Origin of the sequence: Mesorhizobium sp. LNHC232B00 (assembly GCF_000502435.1) — a bacterium.
Taxonomy (GTDB): Bacteria; Pseudomonadota; Alphaproteobacteria; order Rhizobiales; family Rhizobiaceae; genus Mesorhizobium; species Mesorhizobium opportunistum.
This window is the reverse complement of record NZ_AYWP01000003.1, coordinates 68,192-92,607: the sequence shown is the minus strand read 5'-3', so window position 1 is coordinate 92,607 and position 24,416 is coordinate 68,192. Positions and strand designations below refer to the sequence as shown.

The following is a 24,416-nucleotide window of genomic DNA, read 5'->3' as shown; positions in this document are numbered from 1 at the left end:
AGAACCGGTCAGGCAACCGCCGTCCCCGGCTCCTCATTCCTTTTTCGGATCCTCGTCATCGTTGCGGGCTTTCCCCTTGTGGGGCGAACGTAGGTTTTCGAAGCCCATATAGTGGTCGGTATCCGACGTGTTCCATCGGCCGCCCAGATAGATGATTGCAATGGCCGCCGCGAAGACCAGCAAGGCATAGATCGTATTCATATCTTCTATTTAGTGCGCAGGGGACCGGCGGGACACCGGTCGACTTTCTGTCCACGAGTCCCTGTGACAGGCGGCTTGGCCGTTGACAGCACGCCAGTTGTAGGATGATATGTATAACCATACGCACCCAGACCGGCCGGACAATGACCTTCCACGGCATCTCGCCTGACATTCTCGCTGCCCTGGAGCGTGTCCTGGGGCAGAGCGGCGTGGCTGCCGATCCTACCAGCATGGCAAAATACCTCGCGGACTGGTCCGGCGATCATCACGGCAGCGCGCTTGCGGTGTTGAAGCCAGCCTCGGTCGCCGAGGTTCAAGCTGCCGTGCGGCTATGCGGCACGCTCGGTCTGGCGATGATCCCGCAGGGCGGCAACACCGGGCTTGTCGCTGGTGCGATCGACATCGGCACGACGCCCGGCGCCGTGGTCATCAGCCTGGAGCGACTGAACAGGATCCGCTCTGTCGATGCCGACAATTTCACCCTGCAGGCCGACGCCGGCTGCATCCTCCAGCACATCAAGGACGCGGCGGATGACCAGGACTGCCTGTTTCCCCTGGCGCTTGGCGCCCAGGGAAGCTGCCAGATCGGCGGCAATGCCGCCAGCAATGCCGGTGGCGTCAACGTGTTGCGCTACGGAATGGCCCGCGATCTCATCGTCGGCCTGGAAGTGGTGCTGCCGGACGGCGACTTGTGGAGCGGCTTTTCCGGCCTACGCAAGGACAATCGCGGCTACGACCTGAAGCAGCTTTTCATCGGCGCGGAGGGAACGCTCGGCATCATCACCGGCGTCGAGGTCAAGCTTTCTCCAAAACCGGGCCAGATCGAAACGGCATATCTCGGCCTTCCCTCGTTCGAATCGGCGATCGCCCTGTTCAGGCAGGCCCGGCGCGACTGCTCGGACCTGATATCAGCCTTCGAGATCATCGGCTCGGAATGCATGGAGCTTGCGCGCCTGGCCGACCCGACCATCGTCGCGCCGGTAGATGCCCCTGTTCATGTGCTGATCGAGCTGTCGTCGGGCGCTGCCGTCGAACTCCGCTCGCTGCTGGTCGATTTCCTCGCCGGCGTCATGGAGAGGCATCTCGTGGCCGACGCCGTGCTGGCCGAGAGCGGCGCACAGGCCAAGGCATTCTGGGCCATTCGCGAAGGGCTGGTCGAAGGCCAGGCCAGGCGCGGCTATCACGTACGCACCGACCTTTCGGTGCGCATCTCCGACATCCCCACGCTGATCGCCCAGGCCCGCGGGTTTGTGGCGCTGGAGCATCCGGGCTGGATTTCACAGGCCTATGGCCATGCCGGCGACGGCAACATCCATTTCAACGTCCTGCCGCCGCTTGATCTTGCCGAGGCCGACGCTCGCGCCAGGGGCGTCGCCATCACCGCCCGGCTGTACGACATCGTCAACGCACTTGGCGGCTCGGTCAGCGCCGAGCATGGCATCGGGCGCACCCGCCAACGCGTCTACTGGACCGGCATGTCTCCCGTCCATTGCCGTCTGGTCAGCACGCTGAAAAATGCCATCGATCCGGCCGGACTGATGAATCCCGGCTGCCTGTTCCCTGTGACGGAGACCTGTTCATGAAACAACGACTGGCCGCCATCGGCACCGTCGAGGCGCTACCGCGCCGGGTCGCTGCGTTCCTCAGCCGCGAGATCGAGTCCGGCGAACTCAATCCGGGCGCCCTGCTGCCGACGGAGCAGCAGCTTTCCGAAAAATTCGGCGTCAGCCGAAATGTGGTGCGCGAGGCGATCGCGCAATTGCGCGCCGACGGCATGGTGGAGGCACGGCAAGGCATAGGCTCCTTCGTCCTGGCGCCGGAGCAGCGGGCGGCGATCCGCATTGACCGCGAGACGCTGAAGGAGGGGCAGAACATGGAGCGGCTCTTCGAGCTGCGCTGCATCCTCGAGGCCGAATCGGCGGCGCTTGCCGCCGAGCGGCGCGACCAGGAGCATCTCGACGCCATCAAGGCGGCGCTCGACCGCATGAGCGGCGAGGAGCGGTGGGAGGACGGCAGCATCGACGCCGACCTTCTGTTTCATCGCGAAATCGCCCGGGCGACGGGCAACAGCTACATCCACAGCTTCATCTCCTTCGTCTGCGAACAGATCCGGCGCTCGATCTATTACGCACGCCAGACCAACCCCTTACACGATCTGGTGGAAGTCAACGTCGGCGAGCATGTGCGCATCTACGAGGCGCTGGTCGCCGGCGACGCGGCAAAAGCCGAGGCCGCGATGCGCGCGCACATCATCGGCGCGGCCAACCGTGTCGGCGTCAATCTGCCGCTCGTGCGCGGCGAACGTACGGGCGGAGGGAGATGAGCATGGCCGTCACAAGCATCAGCCGGATTTCCGACGTCTGCCTTCTGGTCGAGGACATCGAGCGGACGGTGACGTTCTATGTCGACAAGCTCGGCTTCCGCCTGCGCCGCCGCGCCGAGGGTTTCGCCGACTTCCATGGCGAGGGCGTGACACTGGCAGCCTGGGAGATCGACCATATCGGCCAGCATGCCGGCGTTTCGAAACTGAGATCGCCACGCCACGCGCACAAGGTCTGCGTCGCCGTCCGGCTCGATACGCCAGACGAGATCGACCGGCTGCATGCCGAGCTGACGGCCAAGGGCGTGCCGTTTTACGGGCCACCCGAAAACTATGTCTGGAATGCGCGCTGCGCCTATTTCACCGACCCGGACGACACACTCTGGGAACTCTACGCCTGGCTCGACGGCGGCCCGGGCGACTACCACGACGAACAGCCGTAGACGACACCGCGCCAAAGGGAACGGCGCGTAATGAAGAGACGAGACAGTCTTGCAACAGGAGCGAAAAATGAATGGGAACAGACATTACGACATGAACCGCCGCAGCTTCATGAAATCCAGCGTGGCGGCTGTCGCCGCCGCATCGGCCGGGATGCAGCTGGCGCTGACGCCGGGAGCGAAGGCCGCCGCAAAGGTCGTCATCCAGTATGACTGGCTGGTGTCCAACGGACAGATCGGCGACATCGCCGCCGTCGCCAACGGCTACTTCAAGGATGCCGGGCTCGAGGTGGAATTCAGCCCGGGCGGCCCGAACGCCTCGACCGTGCCGCCGGTGATCTCGGGCGCAGCACAGCTCGGCCAGTTCTCCGAAACGCCGCAGCTGTTTGCAGCGCGCGCCAGCGGCGTGCCGGTGAAGATCATCGCCTGCGGTTTCCGCACCGGCCCCTATGCCTTCACGTCGAAGGCGGCAAACCCGATCCGTGGCATTGCCGACCTCAAGGGCAAGAAGATCGGCATCCAGCCGACGGCGCGTTTCGTCATCGACGAGATCCTGGCCAAGAACGGCATGAGCGCGTCCGATGTCACCGTCATCAATGTCGGCTTCGACAAGGGACCGCTGGTGCGCGGCGATGTCGATGCCATCGGCGGCTGGATCACCAACACACAGGCGCTCAGCGTCCTCGGCGACGACCGCATCGATCTTCTGGTGCGCGACCTCGGCCTGAATTCCTACGCCGACGTCTATTTCGCCACCGACGCCGCGATCGAAAAAGATCCGGACACGCTGGCCAAGTTCATCGGCGCGGTCGCCAAGGGCTGGGGCTGGGTGCACGCCAACCCGCAGGAGGCAGTGAAGAAAATGGTTGCCGCCTATCCCGAAATGGACCTCGGCTGGGAAGAAAAGACCGTCAACCTCGTGCTGAAGCTCTCCTTCGATGGCGCAACAGCCAAGGACGGCTGGGGCACCTTCGACCCGGCGTCAATCGAGGAGCAATTGGCGCTGCTCGACAAGGTCGGCCAGTACCCGAATGGCCGGCCCGCGGCCGCCGACGTCCACACCACCAAGATCCTCGAACTTTCGGCTGCCGAGCGGCCGAAGCTCGATGCGCCCGCCGCCTGATGGCGAACGCGATCGAAACCAGCAGGCTGGATGTCGGCTATGGCAGCCGCCAGGCGGCCGTCGAAGTGCTTTCCGGCCTCGACCTCACCGTCGAGGCCGGCTCCTTCCTGTCGATCCTCGGACCGTCCGGCTGCGGCAAGTCGACCTTGCTTCGCGTGGTCGCCGACCTGCTCGATCCGCTCGGCGGCAAGATCAGCGTGCTCGGCGACACGCCGCACGCGGTGCGCTCGCGCCGCGATGTCGGTTTCGTCTTTCAGGACTCGACGCTTCTGCCGTGGCGTACCGTGCGCGAGAATGTGCGTCTGCCGCTTGGCATCGGGCAAGGCAGCCTGACGCGCAAGATAGAAGACCGCAGCGACGAATTGCTGGAGCTCATGGGGCTTGCCGGCTTCGGTGAGCGTCTGCCGCACCAGCTGTCCGGCGGCCAGCGCCAGCGCGTGGCAATCGCACGCGCCTTGCTTGGTCAGCCCAAGCTGCTGCTGATGGACGAGCCGTTCGGCGCGCTCGACGAGATCACCCGCGACCGCCTCAACGACGAGCTTCTCAATCTGTGGCGGCGCACCGGCACGACGATCCTGTTCGTCACCCATTCGATAGCCGAAGCCGCCTATCTTGGTGAACGGGTCATCGTTCTCGCCGCCAATCCGGGACGGCTGGTCAAGGACCTGGACATGCGGCCGATCAAGCAGGACGGCAACCGCTGCTCGCGCGAAGACCCGGCGATCGTCGCCGCCATGGCCGAACTGCGCACCGCATTGGAGCGCGCATCGTGAGGCCGGCGCCACTCTCTCCGCAATTGGCGATAGCCCTGCCCGTCCTCGGCGCGGCCTCGCTGCTGGTTGCCTGGCAGTACCTTCTGCCCTTCCTCGGTGTTCCGACCTATATCGTGCCGACCCCGACGGCGATCTTCGGAACCTTCCAGAAGAATTTCGCTCTGCTCATGGACAATCTGAGGCCGACGCTGATCGAGGCGCTGGCCGGCTTCGTCATCGGCAACCTCGCCGCCGTGCTGCTCGCCGTCGTTTTCGTGCACAGCCGCATCCTGCAGGCCGCCTATTTCCCGATCGTGCTGTTCTTCAACACCATTCCGATCTTGGCGCTGTCGCCGATCATCATCCNATCATCCTGATCTTCGGGCTCGGCATGACGCCGAAGATCGTCATCGCGGCAGTGATCTGCTTCTTCCCGACGCTGGTGAACATGATTCGCGGCCTGGATTCACCCAGCGACAACGAGCACGAGCTGTTTCGGGTGCTGTCGGCGACGCGCTGGGAGATTTTTTGGGACCTGCGCCTGCCCCGCGCGCTGCCGATGTTGTTTTCCTCGCTCAGGATTGCTTCGGCGACAGCCGTGATCGGCGCCATCGTCGGCGAATGGATCGGCTCGGACAAGGGCCTCGGCGCGCTCATCATCCAGGCGAGCTTCAACTATCAGTCGGACCGGCTTTACGCGGCAATTGTGTTGTCGTCGTGCCTGTCGATCGCGGTGTTTTGCATCGTGGTGATGGTCGAGCGCCGCGTCATCAAATACTGAAAAGGCGACCGTTTTGCCGGCTCGTGCAATCCGCACGAGCCGGTCCTTAGACCGCTTCCGTTAGTCTGCATTTTTAGGTTGCATCGACAGAAAACGGGTCGCCGCCGAAACCAGGGTGGCCGCGCCAACCTTCAAGGCGGCCTCGTCGACGCGGAACCTGGCGTGGTGCAGCGGAAAGACAGATCCGGCTTCCTCGTTGCGGATTCCGAGCCGGAAGTAGACCGAAGGACGTTTCTAGCTGCAGTAGCCAAAGTCGTCCGCAACGGTCCATCCAGGCGTGTTGAGGACGTCGTCGGCGCCGATGCAGGCCTTGCCGCTGGCGACAATCAACTCGGCCATCTCGACATCGTTGACGACGCCCGGTTCACCCCTGTGGATATCGACCTCGACATGCGCCCCATGGCTTGCCGCCATCCCTTCGGCTATCGCGCGAACGCGGCGCCAGACCCGCTCGCGGGTTGCATCGCTGCCGCTGCGGACGGTGCCTTTCAGTGCGACCTTGCCGGCGGACACGTTGTAGGCGTTGCCGCCATTGATGGCCGTCACGGAAATCACCAGGGGGTCGTACGGATCGATCTCGCGCGAGACGATCTTCTGCAATTCCGTCACCAGGGAGCAGGCCACGGCCAGCGCATCGACACCTTCATGCGGTTTTGCCGCATGTGCCGCCGAGCCGGTAACGACCGCATCGAAGGTGTCGCACGCCAAAGTGTATGGACCCGCGCCGGTGCCGACGATGTCGACCGCAAGGCCAAAGCCCGCGACATCACGAATGTCGGCAATTCCCTGCCCGGCCAGCATTTGCCTGAGATAAAGATGCGTGTTCGCCTCGTGGTTGGACAGCTCCGGATTGCGGTGCAGATGGCGGCGGATCTCGATCATCCGATCGAGCATGCCGGCGCCGATTTCGACCGCGCCGGAAATCGCGCCACCGTCGGCCATGACCGATCCCTCAGGCTTTGACATGGATCTCCCGCGGGAACCTGGTCAGCGTCTCATGGCCGGTTTCGGTGACCAGGATGGTCTCGCTGATCTCGATACCCCAGCCGTCCATCCACATGCCGAGGATGGAATGAACGACGTTGCCGGGCTGAAGCACCGTCTTGTCACCCGGGCGGAGGCTGATCGTGTGTTCGCCCCAATCCGGCGGATAGGCGACGCCGATGGAATAGCCGATGCGCGACTCCTTCTTCAGCCCGTAGCGCTGGATGACCTTGCGCCATGCACCTTCGACCGCTTCGGCCGATGTTCCTGGCCGGACCGCATAGAGTACCGCGTCCATGCCCTCGATCACCGCCCTTGCCGTGTCCGCGACACGCGTCGGCGTCTTGCCAAGCTGCATCGTTCTCGCCAACCCGGCGGCATAGCGGCGGCAGACGCCGGCGAGTTCCAGAGCAATGGTCTCGTTGTCCCCGAACCGACGGTCGCTCCACATGATGTGCGGGGCCGAGGCGTTCTCGCCGCCGAGGATTGTCGGCGGAAGGGCCGTGATGTCGCCGGCGAAATCCGGGCTGCCGGCGATCTGCGCCGCCTGGATGGACGCAATCGCATCGCACTCGCGCACACCCGGCGCGATCACCTCGAAGGCCCGCGCCACCGCCGCTTCGGCCAGGGTCGACGCCTTGCGCAAATAGGCGATCTCGGGCGCCGATTTGACCGCACGGATCCAGTTCACCAGGAGATCGGCATCGTGCCATTTTGCATTGGGAAGGCCGGCGACGAGCCGCGCATGCGCTTTCGGGGAGAAATAATAGGCTTCGAGTTCGATGCCGATATGCCTGATACCCCAGCCCTTTGCCACTATCCAGCTGGCGATCCAGTCCATCGGATGGCGATCGACACGCTGGACGTGATCTTCAGGGAAGCCGACCACGTTCTCGGGTCTCATCCAGGCGGTGAGAAGACCGCCGGCGGCATCCATGGCGCGCCCGATCCAGACCGGCTCGACGTCTTCCACGGGAACCAGCACCACCTGCGGCGTGTAGAACGACCAACCGTCATAGCCGGTGATATAGTGCTGGTTGGCAACGTCGTTGACGATCAGGAGCTCGAGACCGCGCTTGGCCATCTCGGCGCGGATCTTGCGAAGCCGCTGCTGGTACTCCTCGCGGGCAAACGGCAATTCGATCATCTTTGCTCCATGCTGTGTTGCGTCGCGGTTGCTTGGCCACCATTGAAGCGGTTCTCGCGATTGCGGCAATCGGCCAAGGGCGGCACCTGAACAGGTCCTAAACCCAGCAACGTCCATCCCAGCGCCTTTTTGCCCCCGTGACTTTTTGCTGATTTATTTTTGAATTCCATTTGACTGAATAAATCTTTGATGCAAACTTGTATCCGTTGGGAGTGCAAGGCATGGCGTTGCGGGGGACCAATCAGGAATTTGGGCGGCCGTACAACCGGCGCATCGTGCTCGAGTCGATCCGCCGTAACGGCCCCATCGCCCGCGGCGATATCGCCCGGCATGTCGGGCTCACCGTGCAGACCGTATCGACCATCGTCCGCGAGTTGGAGGAACAGGGCTACATCCTGTCCCTGCGAGAGGAACCCAAGGGGCGCGGCCTACCTCCGGCGACGCTGCGCATCAATCCAGAGGGCGGCTATGCTGTCGGCATCCATTTGACGCCGCTCGGGATAGATGCAGCACTGATCAATCTCAGCGGCGACGTGATCGAGAGTTCGCACCGCGAAGCGCCCAACGCGGCGCCCGATCATGCGTTCGATGAGATCGGCGGCATGGTCCGTGATCTAACGGGGAAGCGGGCCGGCGGCCGTGTCATCGGCATCGGCATGGCGCTTCCCGGACCGTTTGGCGTGGAGGCCATGAGCTTCGTCGGGCCAACGACGATGGCTGGCTGGAAGGATGTGGCGCTGCGCGAGCGGCTGACGGCCGCGACGGGACTGCCGGCGTTCTTCGAAAGCGACATGGCCGCCGCCGCGATGGGCGAACGCCTCTACGGCATCGGGGTCCACCATTCCGAATACTACTATCTCTATTTCGGCGTCGGGCTGGGAAGCGCCATGATGCATGACGGCAGCGTGATGCGCGGCGCCTGGGGAAATGCCGGCGAAATCGGCCACATTCCCGTCGTTCCCGGCGGCGAGCCCTGTCCTTGCGGCAACCGGGGCTGCCTCGAACGCTATCTTTCGCTCGAAGCACGGGGGCGCTGGGCCGGCAACGACGCCGATTGGGTGGCTGAGGTCGGCCCGATCTTCCGCAATGCCATCGCCATCATCGAGAACCTGTTCGATCCCGAGACGATCGTGCTCGGCGGGCTGGCGGCGCCGGACTTGCTGCAACTTCTGGCGGGCGCGGCAACGCCGCTGCTCAATTCGGTCTCGGCCCGCGGCGACCGCAAGGCGCCCCGCGTGGTCGTCGCGGGCGGCGGTCAGCAATCCGTGCTGCGCGGCGCCGCCGCCCTTGCAGTTTCAGGGGTGTTGTCGCCGCGCTTCGGGCAGATGTTCACGGCAGAGCGCGAGCGTGGCCGCGATCTCCTGGCGGCCAAGGAGATTGCCGCATGAGTGAACCTCTGCTGGTGCTCGACAACGTCACCAAGAACTATGGCGCGATCGAAGCGCTGAAGGGGATCAGCTTCTCGATCGGCAAGGGCGAGGTCGTGGCCCTGCTCGGCGACAACGGCGCCGGCAAATCGACACTGGTCAAGATCATAGCGGGCGGACTGGAGCCGACCTCGGGCCGCATGCTGTTCGAGGGCAAGGAGTTTCTCGCCAAATCGCCCGCCGAAGCGAAGGCGGCGGGCATAGAGACCGTCTACCAGGACCTGTCGCTGTGCACCAATGTCGATGTGGTGGCCAATTTCTTCATGGGCCGCGAGATCACCCGGAAGGTTCTCGGCATTCCCGTGCTCGACGAGCGCGCCATGGAGGCCGTCGTTGGGAAGGCCCTGGCGAGCGCCGGCACCCGCATTCCGTCTCTGCGCACCAATGTCGAGCACCTATCGGGCGGCCAGCGCCAAGCCATCGAGCTCAACCGGTTCGTACACTGGGGCGGCAAGCTGGTGCTTCTGGACGAACCGTTCGCCGCCCTTGGTGTCGAGCAGACGCGGCGCGGCCTCGACATGATCCGCCAGGTGGCGAGCCAGGGCATCGGCGTCGTCATCATCACCCACATCATGCAGCAGGCCTTTCAGGTCGCCGACCGGATCGTGGTGATCCGGCAAGGCGTCGTGGCGGGCGATGTCGCACGCAGCAAAACAAGTCCCGATGCGGTGATCAACATGATCACCGGTGAAACGCTTGCCGGTGCCGGACCGGCGGGCTGAGGGACAAAGAGGGGTCCGGCTTAACAGGGAGCCAACAACATGAAGCGAGTACTTCTTGCTGTCTTCGGTATCCTGGCACTGGCCTTTGCCACGCTCACGCCGGCATTCGCCCAGTCCAAGGGGACCGTCTATTACATGGTGCCGACACTGCTCGACGAGTTCCAGACCGGCTCGGTGAGCGCGCTGGAGCTGTTCCTCAAGCAGGTCGGCTATGAAGTGAAAACGCTGAATGCCGACAACAAGACCGACGCGCAGCAGTCGCAGATGAACGACGTCATCGCGCTGAAGCCGGCGGCCATCATCCTGGCCGCGGTCGATTTCAACGCGCTGAAACCGTCCATCGAGGCGGCGCGTGCGGCCGGCATCCCGGTGGTCGAGTTCGACCGCCAGATCACCTCGACGCCTTCCGACTTCACATCGGTCGCCGGAACCGTCGAGATCGGCCATGTCGCGGCCGACCAGGCAGAGAAACTGCTGAAAGCCAAGAACGGCTCGGTGAAGGGCAAGGTGCTGCAAGTGCTGGGCGACCCCGGCGATCCCTATACGCTCGACATCCAGAAGGGCTTCGAGGAGAAGATGAAGGCGTTTCCGGACGTCAAGATCATCTCGCTTCCGGCCATGCAGTGGGAAGCCAGCAACGCCGGCACCATCGTCGCCGACCAGATGCTGGCCAACCCCGACATCGACCTGATCTTCAGCCATGCCGCGCACCTGTCGGTCGCCGCCGTCGCCTCGCTCGAGGCCGCCGGCAAGAAGCCGGGCGACGTCATGCTGATGAGCTCGAACGGCGCTCCGGTCGGCCTCGACCTGATCCGCAAGGGCTGGCTCAACGTCGAAGTCGAGCAGCCGCTCTACGCACAGGCCGCGGCGGTCGCCATGTTCATGGACAAGGTGGTCAAGAAGGAAGAGATCAAGCCTGGCGACTATGACGTGCTTGGCCTGAAATCGGTCGTCACCAAGGAAAGCTGGGGCCCGAACATCAAGATCCCGGGTGCGGCCATTACCAAGGAAAACGTCGACAACCCGGCTTTCTGGGGCAACCAGAAGCCACCGACGGACACGGTCAAGTCGGTCGAATAGGCATCCCGCCTGAAACGCTCCGGGCCCTCCCGGCCCGGAGCCACTTCTGCGCAACTCCAATCTTGCGAAAATCGGATCGATTTTCGAGATCATACGCCAGCCGGATCAGCCCATGAACCTCCGCACCCGTCATGCCCTGGAGTTCGTCCTCGACAACCTCGTCTGGTTCATGCTGCTGTTCGTGCTGGTGGTGTTTTCCATCTTCATCCCGAACTATTTCCAGCTCGGCATCTTCGCCAACATCATCGAGGCTTCGAGCGTGCTCGGGGTCATGTCGATCGGCCTGGCGCTGGTCATCATCGCCGGCCACATGGACCTGTCGGTCGAATCCGTCGCCGCGCTCAGCGCCATGGCGGTCGGCATCCTATTCTGCTCGTCAGGCATTGGCATGGGCGTGCAACTGCATCCGGAATGGCTGATGGTGCCGGTATCGCTGCTGCTGGCGCTGGCCGTCGGCGGCCTCATCGGCGTCTTCAACGGTTATCTGGTGGTCAAGGTGAAGATGAGCGCCTTCATCATCACGCTGGCGTCCTACATCTGGGTGCGCGGCCTGGTACTGGTCATTTCGGGCGGCCGCTCGGCGCAGGACCTGGCGCCGGCCATTCGCTGGTTCGGCATCCAGCGCCTCGCCGGCCTGCCGCTCACCGCCTGGATCGCCATCGCCTGTTTCGTCGTCTTCTCGCTGATCATGGCCAAGACGCCGTTCGGCCGACACCTGGTGATGATCGGCGGCAACGAGACGGCAACCTTCCGCGCCGGCATCCGGGTCAACCGCAACCTAGTCATCGCCTTCGTGCTCGCCGGCGCCATAGCCGGCCTAGCCGGCTGGCTGCTGGCGATCCGCACCTCGGGCGCCACCGCCAATCTCGGCGTCGGCCTGCTGTTCAACGCCTTTGCCGCGGTCGTCATCGGTGGCGTCAGCCTGAAGGGCGGCGTCGGCACCCTGCCCGGCGTCTATGCCGGCGTGCTTCTGCTCTCGGCCATCAACACGGCGATCAATTTGATGGGGCTGCCCGCCAACTTCACCCAGGTCATCCACGGCCTGCTGGTGCTGGCGGCCGTGCTGCTCGACGCCTTCAAGCAAACCATTCGCCAAAGACTCGCATGACAGGACGATTCGCATGACAGGAAGGCGGGCATGACCGGACGACTGAAAGACAAGGTGGCGCTGATCATCGGCAGCGCGCGCGGCATCGGCAAGGGCATCGCGCAGCGTTTCGCCGAGGAAGGCGCAAGGCTGGTGCTCGCCGATACCGAGGCGGCGGCCGGCCAAGCGACCGCCAGCGAACTCGGCGTGCCCTTCATCCGCACCGATATCTCGCGGATGAGCGACGCCGAGGCCGCGGTGGCTCTGGCGCTGATGCAGCACGGCCGCCTCGACATCATCGTGCAGAATGCCGGCATCTATCCCTGGCAATTGATCGAGAACACGAGCGCCGACGACTGGGACCGCGTCATGGCCGTCAATCTGCGCGGCACCTTCAATGCCAGCCGCGCCGCACTGGTGCCGATGAAGGCGCAGCATTTTGGCCGCATGCTCTACACCTCCTCCATAACAGGTCCGCATGTGACCAGCCCCGGCCACGGCCACTATTCGGCCAGCAAGGCCGGCATCAACGGCTTCATCCGGGCGGCGGCGCTGGAATTCTCCGGCTATGGCATCACCGTCAACGGCGTCGAGCCCGGCAACATCCTGACCGAAGCCATCCAGCAGCATCGCGGCGCCGCCTACATCAAGAACATGGAGGATTCCATCCCGCTTGGCAGGCTCGGCAGCCCGCGCGACGTCGCCAACGCCTTCCTGTTCCTCGCCTCGGATGACGCCAGCTACATCACCGGCACGACCATCGTCGTCGATGGCGGACAATTGCTGCCCGAGGGCAATGACTTTCGGCTGCTGCCGCCGTGACCCCTCAGGTGCGAAATCACGCCGACGAGGCGTCAGGAAGCTCGCGCCGGTGGCCCGCAACCCCCTGATCGATGAAAAACCCGCCACGGGAGCGACCCGTGGCGGGTTTTTGGAGTGGCTACATCCCGGAGGAATCGACCGCTTGTAGGTGTATTGTGAACTGCCTGATCGTATTAGCCTATGGTGCGATCGCGGAAGACAATGGTGCCGCACGCTGCTGTGTGTGAACAGGAGGCTGATATGAGAATTAGGACAACGACCCATAACAATCCCGGCGAAGCTGGCGTCATCCTGCTTGACCAGCCTGTCCAAAACCTGATTGTGGCGACTGATATTCGCGACGGCACCACGACGCTGTTCGGGACGGCGACTCTGCAAGTGAACTATGCCGGCTCGTACGATATCCGGGTCGAACTCGCGCCAGCGGAACTCACGCAGGTCTACCAGATATTGATCAAAAACCTGCTTGAGGAAATCCAGGACCTGAAGAGCGCGCAAAATCCTTGACGTCGGCGCACCGACCCTCCAGCGGACATATATGCCGGTCAATCTCGTTGCAGTCCGTGCTGCCGACATCGACGCAGTGGTGAAGGGACTATGTGACCGGAATGGTGGGCGATGACGGGCTCGAACCGCCGACATCTTCGGTGTAAACGAAGCGCTCTACCAACTGAGCTAATCGCCCGCTCCGGGCCGGACCTTTAAGCGGTCGGGACCGGCTTCGCAAGGCCAAATGAAAAGGCGACGCCCTGTTCGCGGGCCGGATTTGCCAACAAAACGCCGGCTGTCAAAAAACCTTCTCCAGTTTGCTGTTATGATGGTTTGGTGCGCTTGACACCCGGTGGCGAACCCCTTATCCAGCGCCCCAACGACGAACACGGCTGACACGTGCTCGTCAATGCGCGGGTGTAGCTCAGTTGGTTAGAGTGCCGGCCTGTCACGCCGGAGGTCGCGGGTTCGAGCCCCGTCACTCGCGCCATTTCTCTCAAGGGTTTCAAACTCTTGGCACAGGGAAATGCCGACATGAATTGTCAAGGTCCACTTTCAGAAGTGAAGTGTCGAGGCGCGGTCAGTGATCGCTCCCCGTGCCGATCGTACACCGCCGACGGTCTTCACAGCCGGCTTCAAAAAACCAAACATGCATACGCGACGGTGTGGCAAACGGGAGGCCACTCCAATATGCTGAAAAGCAGCTCTTGAAACCGTTGAGCCGTGTTTGGTCTTGCGGATCGCGCTTGCGGATTTGCCCACAAAGCGCTCCATTCATTTCGCAGACAGCGGAGCTGCACAGATATGCTGCCGAAACGGCATGGAGGACTTACAGTGTCAATCGCAAGAAACATTCCTATACGCACGATATCCACGCTCATTTACCTGGGTGCCGTAACGATGGTCGCCACCGCCCTTTTCCCAGCGACCGCGTCGGCCGACCGGCTGCAGCAGTGCGCGCGCGAGGGCGGAATCTGCCGTCTGCCGTACCCCGCCGAGGTGGTGTACGGCGCCCGGGGCCGCACGACCTCGCGCTATATCGAGCGAAACGCAGTGCCCTGTTCAAATCGCGTTTTTGGCGACCCCGCACCGGGCAGGCCAAAGTCGTGTTTCATCGTCATGCGCGACCGGGACCAGTCGGATGACGATTACGACGCGCCGCGCCGCGAGAGCTGGGCGGTCTGTGCCGATGAAGGTGAGTTCTGCGACTTCGATGGCCGCAAAGTGGTCAGGTACGGAGCGCGCGGCCGATTCACGCAGGACGTGTTCCGCAACGGTGTCCAATGCGACAACGATGCATTCGGCGATCCCGCGCCTGATCAGAGAAAGCGCTGCTACATCAAGCAGTAATTGGTCAGACGATCGCCCACGGGACATCCAAGGCGCATCGCATTGAAGTGGGTTCATGCGATGCGCTTTGGGTCCTCAGTTTCTATGCATGCTGTTCTACCAAAACCGAGGGCACAAAACCGAGGTCATTGTTGGGCGGCATGCATCAGGGCTGGAACAGCCTGATGGTTCGCTTGGCCCGGGAACCTCAATTATCTCAACCCTTCGCCAGCAGTGCCTCGACCTCCTGCAGCGTCGGCATCGATGGCGCCGTGCCTGGACGGGTCACCGAAATGCCGGCGACGGCGCAGGCGAAGCGCACAGCCTCCAGCGGCTCCACGCCTCGCGACAGGGCCGCGGCGAAGCCGCCGTTGAAGGCATCCCCTGCTCCCGTGGTTTCAACCACCGGGCCTGCGCTGATGACGGGAACATGCTCCGAGCGATCCTTCGCGTGCAGCAGCGCGCCCTTGTCGCCGAGCGTGACGATGACCGTGCCGACGCCCTTTTCGAGCAGTCTGTCCGCGGCGACCCGCGCTTCGTCGACCGAGGAGACCTTCATGCCGGTCAATTCCTCCGTCTCGGTCTCGTTGGGCGTGAGATAGTCGCAGAGCGTGTAGATGCGGTCGGGAAGCTTGGCCGCCGGAGCCGGGTTGAGGATGGTCGTCACCCCTGCCCCGCGCGCGATCTCCAATGCCCGCATCGCCGCATCGATCGGCTGTTCGAGCTGGGTGACAAAGACGCCGGCGGCGCGGATCAGGTCCGCATTGGCCTCGATGTCCGCCGGCGAGATCAGCATGGCAGCGCCCGGACTGACGATGATGGCGTTGTTACCGCTTCCCTCCTCGACGAAGATGTAGGCGGCGCCCGTATAGCTGTCCGGCGTGTCGATGACGGCACTTTTGACGCCCGCCTGCGCCCAGGTCTGCTTCGCCATGTCAGCGAAAGGATCAACGCCAAGGCGGCTCAGAAACGTGACGTCGGCACCGAGCTTGCCGGCGGCCACCGCCTGGTTGGACCCCTTGCCGCCAGGTCCGAGCTTGAACGAATTGCCGAGAATCGTCTCGCCCATGCGCGGCTGGCGATCGGCGCGATAGGCAGTGTCGGCAACGAAGACCCCCAATATGACCACAGGCTTCATGACGACCGGCTTGCCCGAGGCCATGCCGCTACTCCGCGTCCGGCGGCACGACGCCCTTGCGGAAGGCAAAGCAGCCATAGAAGCGGCGCTCGCCCGTCTGGATGACGCAATAAGCCTGCTTGGCGCGCTCATAAAAGGCATAGCGCTCGACGGAGATCATCGGCCAGGCCTTGCCCTCGGCCTTGTCGATCTCCTTTTGCACTTCCGTCTGCACCGGCGGGATCTCGTCGGGCTTGCCGACGATTTCCATGCGCGCGGCCGAGTCCTCGACGAACGTATCGAGCGGGTAAAGCGACAGCACCGCCTTGACCACCTCTGCGGCCGGCGCGTCGATGCGCAGGGGCTTGCCATGCACGGTCTGCTTCGCCACCGAAGCTGCCGGAAAATTGGTGTCGGCGATGATCAGGTCATCGCCATGTCCCATCGCCCGCAATGCCTGGAGCACGTCGGCATTGAGCAACGGATGGATCCCTTTGAGCATGATGGTCCTCGTGAAGTCCGTTTGAGATCAGAGACGCCGAGATTTAGAGACGCTTGCCTGTCTCGGCGTCGAACAGGTGGATATGGTCGAGCCTTGGCCGCAGCTTGAGCGTGTCGCCGGGTTTGAAGTCGTGGCGCTCGCGAAACAGCGCCACCATCTCGCCATCGCCGAAGCGCAGGAAAACCAGCGTCTCCGAGCCGGTCGGCTCGACCACCGAAATCGTCGCCGGCACGCCATCGGGATGGATTTCGAGATGTTCCGGTCGTACGCCGTAAACGACGGCCCGACCGTCCTGCACCGCATTGTTGGGGGCGATCGGGAACAGCGCTCCGGCTATGTCGACGCCGCCCTTGCGCACCACGCCGTTGAGCAGGTTCATCGAAGGCGAGCCGATGAAGCCGGCGACGAAGAGGTTCGCCGGCCGGTCGAACAATTCTAGCGGCGCGCCGACCTGCTCGATGCGGCCGTCGCGCATGACGACGATCTTGTCGGCCATGGTCATGGCCTCGATCTGGTCGTGGGTGACGTAGATGGTGGTGGTCTTCAGCCGCTGGTGCAGTTCCTTGATCTCGGTGCGCATCTGCACGCGCAGCTTGGCGTCGAGGTTCGAGAGCGGCTCGTCGAACAGGAACACCTGCGGATTGCGCACGATGGCGCGGCCCATGGCCACGCGCTGGCGCTGCCCGCCCGAGAGCTGCCGTGGGTAGCGTTTCAGATAAGGGTTGAGGTCGAGGATGTCGGCGGCGCGCTTGACCCGCTCGGCGACCACGGCCGGGTCGGTCTTCCGCAGCTTCAAGGCAAAGGCCATGTTCTGCTCCACCGTCTTGTGCGGATAGAGCGCGTAGTTCTGGAACACCATGGCGATGCCGCGATCGCCGGGATCGAGGTCGTTGACCACCTTGCCGCCGATCGAGACCTCGCCGCCGCTGATGTCCTCCAGCCCCGCCAGCATCCTGAGCAAGGTCGACTTGCCGCAGCCGGATGGGCCGAGGAAGACGACGAACTCGTGATCCTCGATGGCGAGGTTCAGGTCNCGGTCTCCAGCCCGGCCACCATCCTGAGCAGCGTCGACTTGCCGCAACCCGAAGGGCCGACCAGCACCACGAATTGGCCATCGGCGATATCGACGCTGACTTCGTGCAGAACCTTGACGGTTCCGAAGGCCTTGGCCACTTTGCTGATTGCGACTTGAGCCATGTCTCCCCCATCGGCTCCACCAGCCGTAGGCGCAGAAGCTAACCAACGCGACCTGCCAGGGCAAGTCGGTCCCTTATAGATAAAAACCCGATCTCGTTGACACGCCATCGCGTTGCGAGAATAGTGATGGTCGCCAATTCCGAATGCCGGACCTTTGACCCGGAAGACGGAGCTCCAGGCGGACACTGGGTGGGGTCTCAGGTCCCTGTTTTATCGAGGAGAACCGTCGACGTTCCGGCGTCCGAGAGAAGTTGGCATTTCAATCACGGCTGTTGTTCTGGGAGGAATGGTACATGAGAGTCGATCTTTACGAAAAACTGACCCGTGCCGGCGCTACAAGGCGCGACATATTGAAAGGCGCGGCCAGCATGGCGGCCATCGCGGCCGCATCCGGCGCCGGGCTCGGCGCCCTGACACGCCCTGCTTCCGCGGCAAGCGAGCTGCGCAAGCAAATCCTGCAGATTCCCGGCGTTGGCAAAGGCCAGCCGACCGATGCCGACTTCCAGAAGGTCGGCGAGCTCTGCCTCGAAGCGACCAAGGCCAATGTCAAGGAAGGTGAGTTCGCCGGCGTCGAGCTGACCTTCATGGGCCTCAACAACCAGAACCTGCACAATGTGCTGTTCCGCGGCTTCCTGAAGCCGTGGGAGGCCTATACCGGCGCCAAGATCAGCTGGATCGACCTGGCGCAGGCCGACTACAATGCCCGGCTGCAGCAGTCGATCGCCACCGGCACCGTCGACTTCGACATCATCGAGATGGGCGCGCCGTTCGAAGGCGATGTGTGCGGCAAGGGCCTGACGTCCGAGATGCCCGACTGGGTCAAGACGCAGATCGATTTCGACGATCTCGTCAACTACCTGAAGCCGCCGGTCGGCACCTGGAACGGCAAGCAGTACCGCGTGACCGTCGACGGCGACGCCCACAATTTCAACTACCGCACCGACGTGTTCGCCGATGCCGATCTCGCCAAGGCCTGGAAGGATGGCGGCGGCGAAGGCGAATGGGGCGTGCCGAAGACCTGGCAGCAGGTGCAGGCCGTGACCAAGTTCCTCAAGGGCAAGAAGCTCAAGGACCAGGACGTCTACGGCTATCTCGACGCGCCAAAGCCGTGGGGCGGCTTCGGCTTCTACTTCCTCGGCAGCCGCGCCACCGCCTATGCCAAGCATCCCGACGACAAGGCCTGGCTGTTCGACGCCGACACAATGAAGCCGCGCGTCAACAACCCGGCCTGGGTGCGCGCCATTCAGGACGTCATCGACGCGCTGCCGTCCGAACCCGCCGACCAGATCAACGCCGATCCCAACACCACCGCCTTCCAGCAGTTCCTGGCGGGTACCGGGTCGATGGTCACCTGGTGGGGCGACGTCGGCTCCAACGTCAAGACCAACGATTCCTCGGTCATCGGCGACGTCACCGGCTTCTCGATCCTGCCGGGCTCGGACGACGTCTACAATTCGAAGACCGGCAAGTGGGACAAGCTCGCCAGCGGGCCGAACTACGCGCCGAACTGCGCCTATCTCGGCTGGGGCGTCTATGTCATGGCCCGGGTCGATGCCGACGAGAAGAAGAAGAAGGCGGCATGGTCCGCGGCCGCCCATCTCGGCGGCAAGGACCTGTCGATCTGGACGGCCATGTACCCGTCGGGCTTCCAGCCTTACCGCAACTCGCATTTCGACATTCCCGAGTGGGTGGCGGCCGGCTATGACGAGGCCTTCATCACCTCGTATCTCAAGTCGGAAGGCGACAGCTACAACCACCCGAATGCGGCGATCGAGCCGCGTATCCCCGGCATCTTCCAGTACTATTCCGCCGCCGAGGATATCCTGGCCAACACCTTCGCCGGCAAGATGAAGGCGCAGGAAGGCGCAGACGCCATTGCAGCGGCCTGGGAGAAGCTGACCGACCAGATCGGCCGCGACAACCAGATCAAGCTCTACAAGGCCTCGCTCGGCATGTAGGCTAGCCTATGAACCGTGGTCCGGCGGCAACGCCGGACCACTTTAGACCGGGCTCCGGCTCATCGAGGAGCCTTCCAAACGGGCGAGATTTGTGACTGACCAGACTTCGACCGCAAACCAGTGGCCGGCAGATGCCGGCGCTTACGATCTGATTTCCCCGGCCCGCAAACGGCTTGGCTGGGCGCTGATGGCTGCGGCGACGCTAGGCCTGCTGGCGATCATCGTGCTCGAGATCCTGTACAAGACCGAGGCCGGCACCGTCGGCTTCGAGACCTGGCGCCCGGTCGTCTATGCCTATGTGCTGTGGGGCGTGGCGCTCGGCGTCGGCCAGGTGCTGACGCGCGGCGAGGACGGCCAGCGCGCGCTGTTCCTGCTGCCGGCGCTGCTGTTCACCATCGCCATGGTGATCTTCCCGACGCTGTTCGGTTTCTACATCGCGCTGACGGACTGGAACCTGAGTTCGTTCTCGGGCCGCAAGTTCAACGGGCTCGACAATTTCTGGCAGATGCTGGGCGATCCCTACTACCGCAACGCGCTGTTCAACATGGTGCTCTACGTGCTGGCGGTGCTGGTCGAATATGTCATTGCCTTCGGGCTCGCCCTTCTGCTCAACGCACAGATCCGGGCGCGAAAATTCTTCCGCGTCGTCTTCCTGATGCCGCTGATGCTATCGCCGGTCGCCGTCTCCTGGATGATCGGCAAATCGCTGATGGAGTACCGGTTCGGCCCGGCGGCGACGCTGGCGCGCCATCTCGGCTGGGAAAATCCCGCCTTCTTTTCCGACCCGATCATCGCGCGCATCTCGATCATGCTGCTCGATGCCTGGACCTTCATTCCGTTCATGATGATCATGCTGCTGGCCGGACTGCAGGCCATGTCGCGCGAGGTGCTGGAGGCGGCCCGCGTCGACGGCGCCAATGCCTGGCAGACCTTCTGGCAGGTCACCTTCCCGCTGATGCTGCCGGTTTCGGTGACCGCCGTCATCCTGCGCATCATCTTCAAGCTGAAGCTTGCCGACATCATCATCACCGTGACGTCCGGAGGCCCGGGCGGCGCGACCGATTCCGTCTCCAGCTTCATCTACCGCGAATACCGCGATCGCTCGAATGTCGGCTACGGCACCATGCTGGCGATGGCCTATCTCGTCATCATCGTCGTATTCGTGACGTGGCTGTTGAAGATCGCCAACCGCTTCGTGCGCAACGTGAACTAGAGCGGCCGGATCATGAGCGTTCAGACCACCGAATACACCGTTTCCGAAATCCGCTCTCCGGCGAGCTTCATCACCAGCCGTGTCTTCATCTACGGCGCGCTTGTCTTCTGGGCCTTCATCTGCCTGTTCCCGATCTACTGGACGATAACGACCTCGTTCAAATCGGCTGTCGACGTCACGCAAGGGCATCTGATCCCGTTCGTCGACTTCTGGCCGGACTGGAAAGGCTGGCGATCGCTCGGCCTGTCGCCGGATTCGATCTTCCAGACCTCCACCGTGCGCGACGAGTTCTTCAAGCGCTTCATGAACTCGGTCATCACCTCCATCGGCGCGTCGAGCCTCGCCATCGTCATCGGCAGCCTCGCCGCCTACGGCCTGACGCGCTACCGCTACAAATTCGCCTGGTTCAAGAACGAGGACATCTCCTTCTTTTTCCTGTCGCAGCTGATCCTGCCGCCCGTGGTGCTCGCCCTGCCCTTCTTGGTGCTCTACCGGGAAGTCGGCATGCTCGACACCCGCATCGGGCTGATCCTGCTCTACACGCTGATGGTGCTGCCGATCGTCATCTGGATCATGCGCGACCAGTTCAATTCCATTCCCGTCGAGCTCGAGGAAGCAGCGCTCGTCGACGGGCTGTCGATCTGGGGCGCTTTTTTCCGTATCGTCATGCCGATCGCGCTGCCGGGCATGGTCGCCGCCTTCATCCTGGCGATGGTGCTGTGCTGGAACGAGTATTTCTTCGCCGCGCTTTTGACCTCGACCGATGCCAAGACCATTCCCGTCATGGTGGCGAGCCAGACCGGCTCGCAAGGCATCAACTGGTGGTCGATGGCAGCGCTTGCCACCGCGGCGATTGCGCCGCTGGCGGTCATCGGGATTGCGCTCGAACGCTATCTGATCATGGGCATGACCGCGGGGGCCGTGAAGTAGTGGCTGCCCCTTCCCTTCTCCCCTTGCGGGAGAAGGTGGCCGAGCGAAGCTCGGTCGGATGAGNGCTGCCCCTTCCCTTCTCCCCTTGCGGGAGAAGGTGGCCGAGCGAAGCTCGGTCGGATGAGGGGTGCTCCAGGGAACACCAACGCCTCATTCCGCTGGAACACCCCTCATCCGTCTCGGCGCTACGCGCCGATCCACCTTCTCCCACAACAAGGGGAGAAGGAAGAACCTCCCCTAGCGCCTGAGGATTTCTCTCAGGTGGTCCATGATCATCGCCACACCCTTTTGCCCCAACTCCACCGAGGCTTCCGGCGCGCTTGCCGTGTACCAGACGGTATTGTCGGCGAAATGGGCGGCATCGACAGCTTCCGGGCATAGCGCCAGCATCAGCGATGTCTCGCCGATGCCGGCGTGGTCGAACGGGTACTTGCCGTTCATGGCCGCCGGCATCAGCGGATGCACCTGCACCCAGTTGAAGAAGTTTTCACCCTCGGCGTGCCCAGCATAGTAATCGGCCATCGCTGGAGAGCCCCACCAGCCCTCGCCGCGCTGCTTTTCGAGGAAACGGAAGATCGCCTGACGGCCGGCGGTCTTGAAGGCGAGGTCGGTCGGCATGCCGGCGGCGAAATTTTCGGTCTGGTGGTGGACGATGGCGTGGATGTTGCGAAAGCCGATGCGCAGCAGGCCGTAGAACAGCTCTTCCGCGAACGGAGCCAGTTGATTGCCGCCGACCTGCACCGAGCCGGTGCCTTCCGGCGGCGCCACTGCGTAGCTCGCGGCGCCGTAGTAGAAGGGCGGCAGGATGACGACCTCCCTCTCCTTCTCCAACAGTTCCAGCGTCTTGACGACAGCCAGCGTGTCCATGCCGACAGCCATGTGCTCGCCATGGTATTCGAGCACGCCGAGCGGCAGCGCGACCGGCCAATTCTCAGCGATCGCCGTGCGGATCTGGTGCGGCAGCATCAGTTCATAGCGCATGATCTATTCCATGTTGGTGTGGCGGGCGCGCATGGCTTCAGGCGACGCACCGGTCAGGGATTTGAGCTTCAGCACCATCACTTCGAACAGCAGGAACAGCGCTCCTTCGAACACCGAGCCCATTGGCAGCACCGATGTCTTCTGCGCGCCCTGATCGTTGGCCATGGTCTGTGCGGGAATGAGCAGCGTGAAATCGGCGCGCTTTGCAGCGCTGCTTTCGGCCTGGGCAGTCAGCAGAAGGTTGGTCGCGCCGGCGGCGTGCGCAACCTGCATCAAAGTCAGCACGGTCGTGGTTTCTCCCGGCCCGGAGCTGGCCAGGAAGACGTCGCCCGGCCCCAGAGGCGGCGTGTTCATGTCGCCGACCACGGAAACCGGCAGGCCGAGATGATAGAGCCGCATGGCAAAGCCCTTGACCTGCAAGGCCTCGCGGCCGCAGCCGTAGACGACGATCTGCCCGGCATCAGCCAGCATCTCGCAGGCGGCATCGATCCGGCTCTCGTCGACGCGCTCCAGCACGCCGCCGAGTTCGGCAAGCGCGGTCTTGAACAGGCTTTCGTTCCGGTCGCTCACGGCAAACCCGCCCTCGAAATCATCCTGCGATTTTCCCACGAACAGCTTGATTTCGTTCATGCTAGCAACCGCGAAAATGCGTGTCCAACGCCGCGCGGCGCTTTTGCCTGATCGCAGGCATGATAATGTCATGTCAGACAAATCAACTCACAGATCAATCCGGGACACTGCAGGACATGAAGACACGGCATTTTGACCGCATCGGCAATGGCGGCATCACTTTTACCGAGCTCGGCTTCGGCACCGCGCCGCTCGGCAATCTCTACCGCGCCGTTTCGGACGAGGACGCCAATGCCACGCTCGAGGCCGCCTGGGGGACCGGCTGCCGCTACTACGACACCGCGCCGCTCTACGGGCTTGGCTTGTCGGAAACACGCCTCAACCCGTTCCTGCGCGGCAGGAAGCGCGACGACTATGTGCTGTCGAGCAAGGTCGGCCGCATCATGCGCGCCTGCCCGCCGGAGCAACGCACGGGCATCGGCAAGTTCTTCGACACGCCATCGCGGCGCGAGGTGTACGATTACAGTTATGATGGCGTCATGCGTTCGTTCGAGGCCTCGCTGGAGCGCCTCGGCGTCGACCGCATCGATATTCTCTTCGTGCACGATGTCGATATCTTCACCCATGGCAGCAAAGAGGCGTCCGACCAGCGCATCGAGGAGTTCATGCGCTCGGGCTATTACGGGCTGCTGTCATTGCGCGACCAGGGCGTGATCAAGGCGTTCGGCGGCGGCATCAATGAATGGCAGGTTGCCCAGACGCTGGCCGAGCGCGGCGATTTCGACCTGTTCCTGCTTGCCGGGCGCTACACGCTGCTGGAACAGGAGGCGCTGACGTCTTTCCTGCCGCTCTGCCAGAAGCGCGGCATCGGCATCGTTCTCGGCGGCCCCTACAATTCCGGCATCCTGGCAACCGGGCCGAAGCCGGGCGCCTACTACAATTACTCCGAGGCCCCCAAGGACATCCTTGAGCGGGTCGCGGGCATCGAGAGCGTCTGCAAGCGCCATGGCGTCAGGCTGATCGAGGCGGCGCTGCAGTTCCCGCTGCTGCATCCGTCGGTCGTCTCGGTGATCCCCGGCGGCCAGCGGCCGAGCGAAGTGGAGAGCAACCGGTCGCTGCTCGACGCCAAGCTGCCCGCGGCCCTGTGGGCCGACCTCAAGAAGGAAGGCCTGATGCGCACTGAGGCGCCGACCGCATAGGCCGGGGCGGCCCTCGCGGCCGCACGCGCAAAAACGAAAAGCCGG

At 63.4% G+C, this 24,416-nt stretch carries 25 protein-coding genes, 2 tRNA genes and 2 pseudogenes; 18 read left to right on the top strand and 11 right to left on the bottom strand.

The genetic code is table 11. The annotated features are described in order from the left end of the window. Window positions 1–33: 33 nt before the first annotated feature. The gene (locus X743_RS1000000171915; protein WP_023764138.1) at window positions 34–201 is read right to left on the bottom strand and encodes a hypothetical protein; all 168 of its coding nucleotides are present in this window, start codon (window positions 199–201) and stop codon (window positions 34–36) included. Window positions 202–344: 143 nt separating this feature from the next. Here X743_RS1000000171915 and X743_RS163865 point away from each other — a divergent pair, with 143 nt between their 5' ends. The 6 genes and pseudogenes from X743_RS163865 (at window position 345) to X743_RS01000000168635 (ending at window position 5,617) form a co-directional block, all read left to right on the top strand. Beyond that, the gene (locus X743_RS163865) at window positions 345–1,784 is read left to right on the top strand and encodes an FAD-binding oxidoreductase (protein WP_023764137.1); all 1,440 of its coding nucleotides are present in this window, start codon (window positions 345–347) and stop codon (window positions 1,782–1,784) included. After that, window positions 1,781–2,524 (top strand): FadR/GntR family transcriptional regulator, encoded by a 744-nt coding sequence (locus X743_RS163870; RefSeq protein ID WP_023764136.1) that lies wholly within the window; start codon window positions 1,781–1,783, stop codon window positions 2,522–2,524. Before X743_RS163865 ends, X743_RS163870 begins: the two co-directional genes overlap by 4 nt. After that, window positions 2,521–2,964: a VOC family protein gene (locus X743_RS163875; protein ID WP_032922878.1), complete on the top strand. Its 444-nt coding sequence runs from the start codon at window positions 2,521–2,523 to the stop codon at window positions 2,962–2,964. Before X743_RS163870 ends, X743_RS163875 begins: the two co-directional genes overlap by 4 nt. A gap of 91 nt (window positions 2,965–3,055) precedes the next feature. Beyond that, the gene (locus X743_RS163880) at window positions 3,056–4,084 is read left to right on the top strand and encodes an ABC transporter substrate-binding protein (RefSeq protein WP_023764134.1); all 1,029 of its coding nucleotides are present in this window, start codon (window positions 3,056–3,058) and stop codon (window positions 4,082–4,084) included. Continuing rightward, entirely contained in the window at window positions 4,084–4,857 is a 774-nt protein-coding gene (locus X743_RS163885) for an ABC transporter ATP-binding protein (RefSeq protein ID WP_023764133.1), read from the top strand. The genes X743_RS163880 and X743_RS163885 overlap by 1 nt, the downstream gene beginning before the upstream one ends. Further along, window positions 4,854–5,617: pseudogene (locus tag X743_RS01000000168635) on the top strand (ABC transporter permease). Before X743_RS163885 ends, X743_RS01000000168635 begins: the two are co-directional and overlap by 4 nt. Before the next feature lie 234 nt (window positions 5,618–5,851). Here the strand turns inward: X743_RS01000000168635 and X743_RS01000000168630 are convergent. From X743_RS01000000168630 to X743_RS1000000171910, 3 genes are read right to left on the bottom strand one after another with little or no spacing between them, the layout of a single operon-like run. Then, window positions 5,852–6,583, bottom strand: coding sequence for a peptidase dimerization domain-containing protein (locus tag X743_RS01000000168630; protein ID WP_245264155.1), 732 nt, complete (start codon window positions 6,581–6,583; stop codon window positions 5,852–5,854). After that, window positions 6,570–7,748, bottom strand: coding sequence for a M24 family metallopeptidase (locus X743_RS163890; protein ID WP_023764132.1), 1,179 nt, complete (start codon window positions 7,746–7,748; stop codon window positions 6,570–6,572). The genes X743_RS01000000168630 and X743_RS163890 overlap by 14 nt, the downstream gene beginning before the upstream one ends. Continuing rightward, on the bottom strand, window positions 7,745–7,918 hold the full coding sequence (locus tag X743_RS1000000171910) for a hypothetical protein (RefSeq protein WP_156934384.1): 174 nt from the start codon (window positions 7,916–7,918) through the stop codon (window positions 7,745–7,747). Before X743_RS1000000171910 ends, X743_RS163890 begins: the two co-directional genes overlap by 4 nt. A gap of 51 nt (window positions 7,919–7,969) precedes the next feature. Between X743_RS1000000171910 and X743_RS163895 the strand changes: the two genes are divergently transcribed. The 6 genes from X743_RS163895 (at window position 7,970) to X743_RS163920 (ending at window position 13,393) form a co-directional block, all read left to right on the top strand. Then, window positions 7,970–9,136, top strand: coding sequence for an ROK family transcriptional regulator (locus X743_RS163895; protein WP_023764131.1), 1,167 nt, complete (start codon window positions 7,970–7,972; stop codon window positions 9,134–9,136). Further along, window positions 9,133–9,897, top strand: coding sequence for an ATP-binding cassette domain-containing protein (locus X743_RS163900; RefSeq protein ID WP_013895920.1), 765 nt, complete (start codon window positions 9,133–9,135; stop codon window positions 9,895–9,897). Before X743_RS163895 ends, X743_RS163900 begins: the two co-directional genes overlap by 4 nt. Before the next feature lie 39 nt (window positions 9,898–9,936). Next, window positions 9,937–10,977 carry a sugar ABC transporter substrate-binding protein gene (locus X743_RS163905; protein WP_013895921.1) on the top strand — a complete coding sequence of 347 codons (1,041 nt, stop codon included), beginning with the start codon at window positions 9,937–9,939 and terminating at the stop codon, window positions 10,975–10,977. A gap of 112 nt (window positions 10,978–11,089) precedes the next feature. After that, the gene (locus X743_RS163910) at window positions 11,090–12,085 is read left to right on the top strand and encodes an ABC transporter permease (RefSeq protein WP_023764130.1); all 996 of its coding nucleotides are present in this window, start codon (window positions 11,090–11,092) and stop codon (window positions 12,083–12,085) included. 30 nt (window positions 12,086–12,115) lie between these two features. Then, complete coding sequence (locus X743_RS163915) at window positions 12,116–12,886, top strand: SDR family oxidoreductase (protein ID WP_023764129.1); 771 nt, start codon at window positions 12,116–12,118, stop codon at window positions 12,884–12,886. A 240-nt stretch (window positions 12,887–13,126) separates the two neighbouring features. Next, the gene (locus tag X743_RS163920; RefSeq protein WP_156934383.1) at window positions 13,127–13,393 is read left to right on the top strand and encodes a hypothetical protein; all 267 of its coding nucleotides are present in this window, start codon (window positions 13,127–13,129) and stop codon (window positions 13,391–13,393) included. A 102-nt stretch (window positions 13,394–13,495) separates the two neighbouring features. Here the strand turns inward: X743_RS163920 and X743_RS163925 are convergent. Then, a tRNA-Val gene (locus X743_RS163925) sits at window positions 13,496–13,571 on the bottom strand. Between the two features lie 217 nt (window positions 13,572–13,788). Between X743_RS163925 and X743_RS163930 the strand changes: the two genes are divergently transcribed. Then, window positions 13,789–13,865: transfer RNA gene (locus X743_RS163930), tRNA-Asp, on the top strand. A 314-nt stretch (window positions 13,866–14,179) separates the two neighbouring features. Beyond that, the gene (locus X743_RS163935) at window positions 14,180–14,725 is read left to right on the top strand and encodes a hypothetical protein (RefSeq protein ID WP_051508503.1); all 546 of its coding nucleotides are present in this window, start codon (window positions 14,180–14,182) and stop codon (window positions 14,723–14,725) included. Window positions 14,726–14,921: 196 nt separating this feature from the next. On the opposite strand, the gene rbsK is transcribed toward X743_RS163935, so the two are convergent. The 4 genes and pseudogenes from rbsK to X743_RS1000000170335 all read right to left on the bottom strand — a co-directional run. Next, on the bottom strand, window positions 14,922–15,866 hold the full coding sequence (rbsK, locus tag X743_RS163940) for a ribokinase (RefSeq protein ID WP_023764126.1): 945 nt from the start codon (window positions 15,864–15,866) through the stop codon (window positions 14,922–14,924). A gap of 4 nt (window positions 15,867–15,870) precedes the next feature. Further along, a complete protein-coding gene (locus X743_RS163945) occupies window positions 15,871–16,323 on the bottom strand; it encodes an RbsD/FucU family protein (protein WP_023764125.1) in 453 nt (150 codons plus the stop codon). Window positions 16,324–16,366: 43 nt separating this feature from the next. Then, the gene (gene ugpC, locus X743_RS0135435; RefSeq protein ID WP_051508502.1) at window positions 16,367–17,404 is read right to left on the bottom strand and encodes a sn-glycerol-3-phosphate ABC transporter ATP-binding protein UgpC; all 1,038 of its coding nucleotides are present in this window, start codon (window positions 17,402–17,404) and stop codon (window positions 16,367–16,369) included. Continuing rightward, a pseudogene (locus X743_RS1000000170335) lies at window positions 17,359–17,520 on the bottom strand (ATP-binding cassette domain-containing protein); the annotation flags it as partial. The gene ugpC and the pseudogene X743_RS1000000170335, both read right to left, overlap by 46 nt. A gap of 293 nt (window positions 17,521–17,813) precedes the next feature. On the opposite strand from X743_RS1000000170335, the gene X743_RS163950 reads away from it, so the two are divergent. The 3 genes from X743_RS163950 (at window position 17,814) to X743_RS163960 (ending at window position 21,621) form a co-directional block, all read left to right on the top strand. Beyond that, window positions 17,814–19,478 (top strand): sugar ABC transporter substrate-binding protein, encoded by a 1,665-nt coding sequence (locus X743_RS163950; RefSeq protein WP_013895932.1) that lies wholly within the window; start codon window positions 17,814–17,816, stop codon window positions 19,476–19,478. A 91-nt stretch (window positions 19,479–19,569) separates the two neighbouring features. Then, on the top strand, window positions 19,570–20,691 hold the full coding sequence (locus tag X743_RS163955; RefSeq protein WP_023764124.1) for a sugar ABC transporter permease: 1,122 nt from the start codon (window positions 19,570–19,572) through the stop codon (window positions 20,689–20,691). Window positions 20,692–20,703: 12 nt separating this feature from the next. Further along, complete coding sequence (locus tag X743_RS163960) at window positions 20,704–21,621, top strand: carbohydrate ABC transporter permease (protein ID WP_023764123.1); 918 nt, start codon at window positions 20,704–20,706, stop codon at window positions 21,619–21,621. 237 nt (window positions 21,622–21,858) lie between these two features. On the opposite strand, the gene X743_RS163965 is transcribed toward X743_RS163960, so the two are convergent. Together X743_RS163965 and X743_RS163970 are read right to left on the bottom strand one after the other, a co-directional pair. Beyond that, the gene (locus X743_RS163965; RefSeq protein WP_023764122.1) at window positions 21,859–22,602 is read right to left on the bottom strand and encodes a creatininase family protein; all 744 of its coding nucleotides are present in this window, start codon (window positions 22,600–22,602) and stop codon (window positions 21,859–21,861) included. Window positions 22,603–22,605: 3 nt separating this feature from the next. Next, window positions 22,606–23,232, bottom strand: coding sequence for an SIS domain-containing protein (locus tag X743_RS163970; protein ID WP_245264154.1), 627 nt, complete (start codon window positions 23,230–23,232; stop codon window positions 22,606–22,608). A 116-nt stretch (window positions 23,233–23,348) separates the two neighbouring features. On the opposite strand from X743_RS163970, the gene X743_RS163975 reads away from it, so the two are divergent. Then, window positions 23,349–24,371: an aldo/keto reductase gene (locus X743_RS163975; RefSeq protein ID WP_023764120.1), complete on the top strand. Its 1,023-nt coding sequence runs from the start codon at window positions 23,349–23,351 to the stop codon at window positions 24,369–24,371. Window positions 24,372–24,416: the final 45 nt, after the last annotated feature.

Excerpts from the sequence above, each read along its gene's own strand:
- X743_RS1000000171915 (WP_023764138.1), bottom strand. The coding sequence starts at position 201 with ATGAATACGATCTATGCCTTGCTGGTCTTCGCGGCGGCCATTGCAATC.
- X743_RS163865 (WP_023764137.1), top strand. The coding sequence starts at position 345 with ATGACCTTCCACGGCATCTCGCCTGACATTCTCGCTGCCCTGGAGCGT.
- X743_RS163870 (WP_023764136.1), top strand. The coding sequence starts at position 1,781 with ATGAAACAACGACTGGCCGCCATCGGCACCGTCGAGGCGCTACCGCGC.
- X743_RS163875 (WP_032922878.1), top strand. The coding sequence starts at position 2,521 with ATGAGCATGGCCGTCACAAGCATCAGCCGGATTTCCGACGTCTGCCTT.
- X743_RS163880 (WP_023764134.1), top strand. The coding sequence starts at position 3,056 with ATGAACCGCCGCAGCTTCATGAAATCCAGCGTGGCGGCTGTCGCCGCC.
- X743_RS163885 (WP_023764133.1), top strand. The coding sequence starts at position 4,084 with ATGGCGAACGCGATCGAAACCAGCAGGCTGGATGTCGGCTATGGCAGC.
- X743_RS01000000168630 (WP_245264155.1), bottom strand. The coding sequence starts at position 6,583 with ATGTCAAAGCCTGAGGGATCGGTCATGGCCGACGGTGGCGCGATTTCC.
- X743_RS163890 (WP_023764132.1), bottom strand. The coding sequence starts at position 7,748 with ATGATCGAATTGCCGTTTGCCCGCGAGGAGTACCAGCAGCGGCTTCGC.
- X743_RS1000000171910 (WP_156934384.1), bottom strand. The coding sequence starts at position 7,918 with ATGGAATTCAAAAATAAATCAGCAAAAAGTCACGGGGGCAAAAAGGCG.
- X743_RS163895 (WP_023764131.1), top strand. The coding sequence starts at position 7,970 with ATGGCGTTGCGGGGGACCAATCAGGAATTTGGGCGGCCGTACAACCGG.
- X743_RS163900 (WP_013895920.1), top strand. The coding sequence starts at position 9,133 with ATGAGTGAACCTCTGCTGGTGCTCGACAACGTCACCAAGAACTATGGC.
- X743_RS163905 (WP_013895921.1), top strand. The coding sequence starts at position 9,937 with ATGAAGCGAGTACTTCTTGCTGTCTTCGGTATCCTGGCACTGGCCTTT.
- X743_RS163910 (WP_023764130.1), top strand. The coding sequence starts at position 11,090 with ATGAACCTCCGCACCCGTCATGCCCTGGAGTTCGTCCTCGACAACCTC.
- X743_RS163915 (WP_023764129.1), top strand. The coding sequence starts at position 12,116 with ATGACCGGACGACTGAAAGACAAGGTGGCGCTGATCATCGGCAGCGCG.
- X743_RS163920 (WP_156934383.1), top strand. The coding sequence starts at position 13,127 with ATGAGAATTAGGACAACGACCCATAACAATCCCGGCGAAGCTGGCGTC.
- X743_RS163935 (WP_051508503.1), top strand. The coding sequence starts at position 14,180 with ATGCTGCCGAAACGGCATGGAGGACTTACAGTGTCAATCGCAAGAAAC.
- rbsK (WP_023764126.1), bottom strand. The coding sequence starts at position 15,866 with ATGGCCTCGGGCAAGCCGGTCGTCATGAAGCCTGTGGTCATATTGGGG.
- X743_RS163945 (WP_023764125.1), bottom strand. The coding sequence starts at position 16,323 with ATGCTCAAAGGGATCCATCCGTTGCTCAATGCCGACGTGCTCCAGGCA.
- X743_RS163950 (WP_013895932.1), top strand. The coding sequence starts at position 17,814 with ATGAGAGTCGATCTTTACGAAAAACTGACCCGTGCCGGCGCTACAAGG.
- X743_RS163960 (WP_023764123.1), top strand. The coding sequence starts at position 20,704 with ATGAGCGTTCAGACCACCGAATACACCGTTTCCGAAATCCGCTCTCCG.
- X743_RS163965 (WP_023764122.1), bottom strand. The coding sequence starts at position 22,602 with ATGCGCTATGAACTGATGCTGCCGCACCAGATCCGCACGGCGATCGCT.
- X743_RS163970 (WP_245264154.1), bottom strand. The coding sequence starts at position 23,232 with ATGAACGAAATCAAGCTGTTCGTGGGAAAATCGCAGGATGATTTCGAG.
- X743_RS163975 (WP_023764120.1), top strand. The coding sequence starts at position 23,349 with ATGAAGACACGGCATTTTGACCGCATCGGCAATGGCGGCATCACTTTT.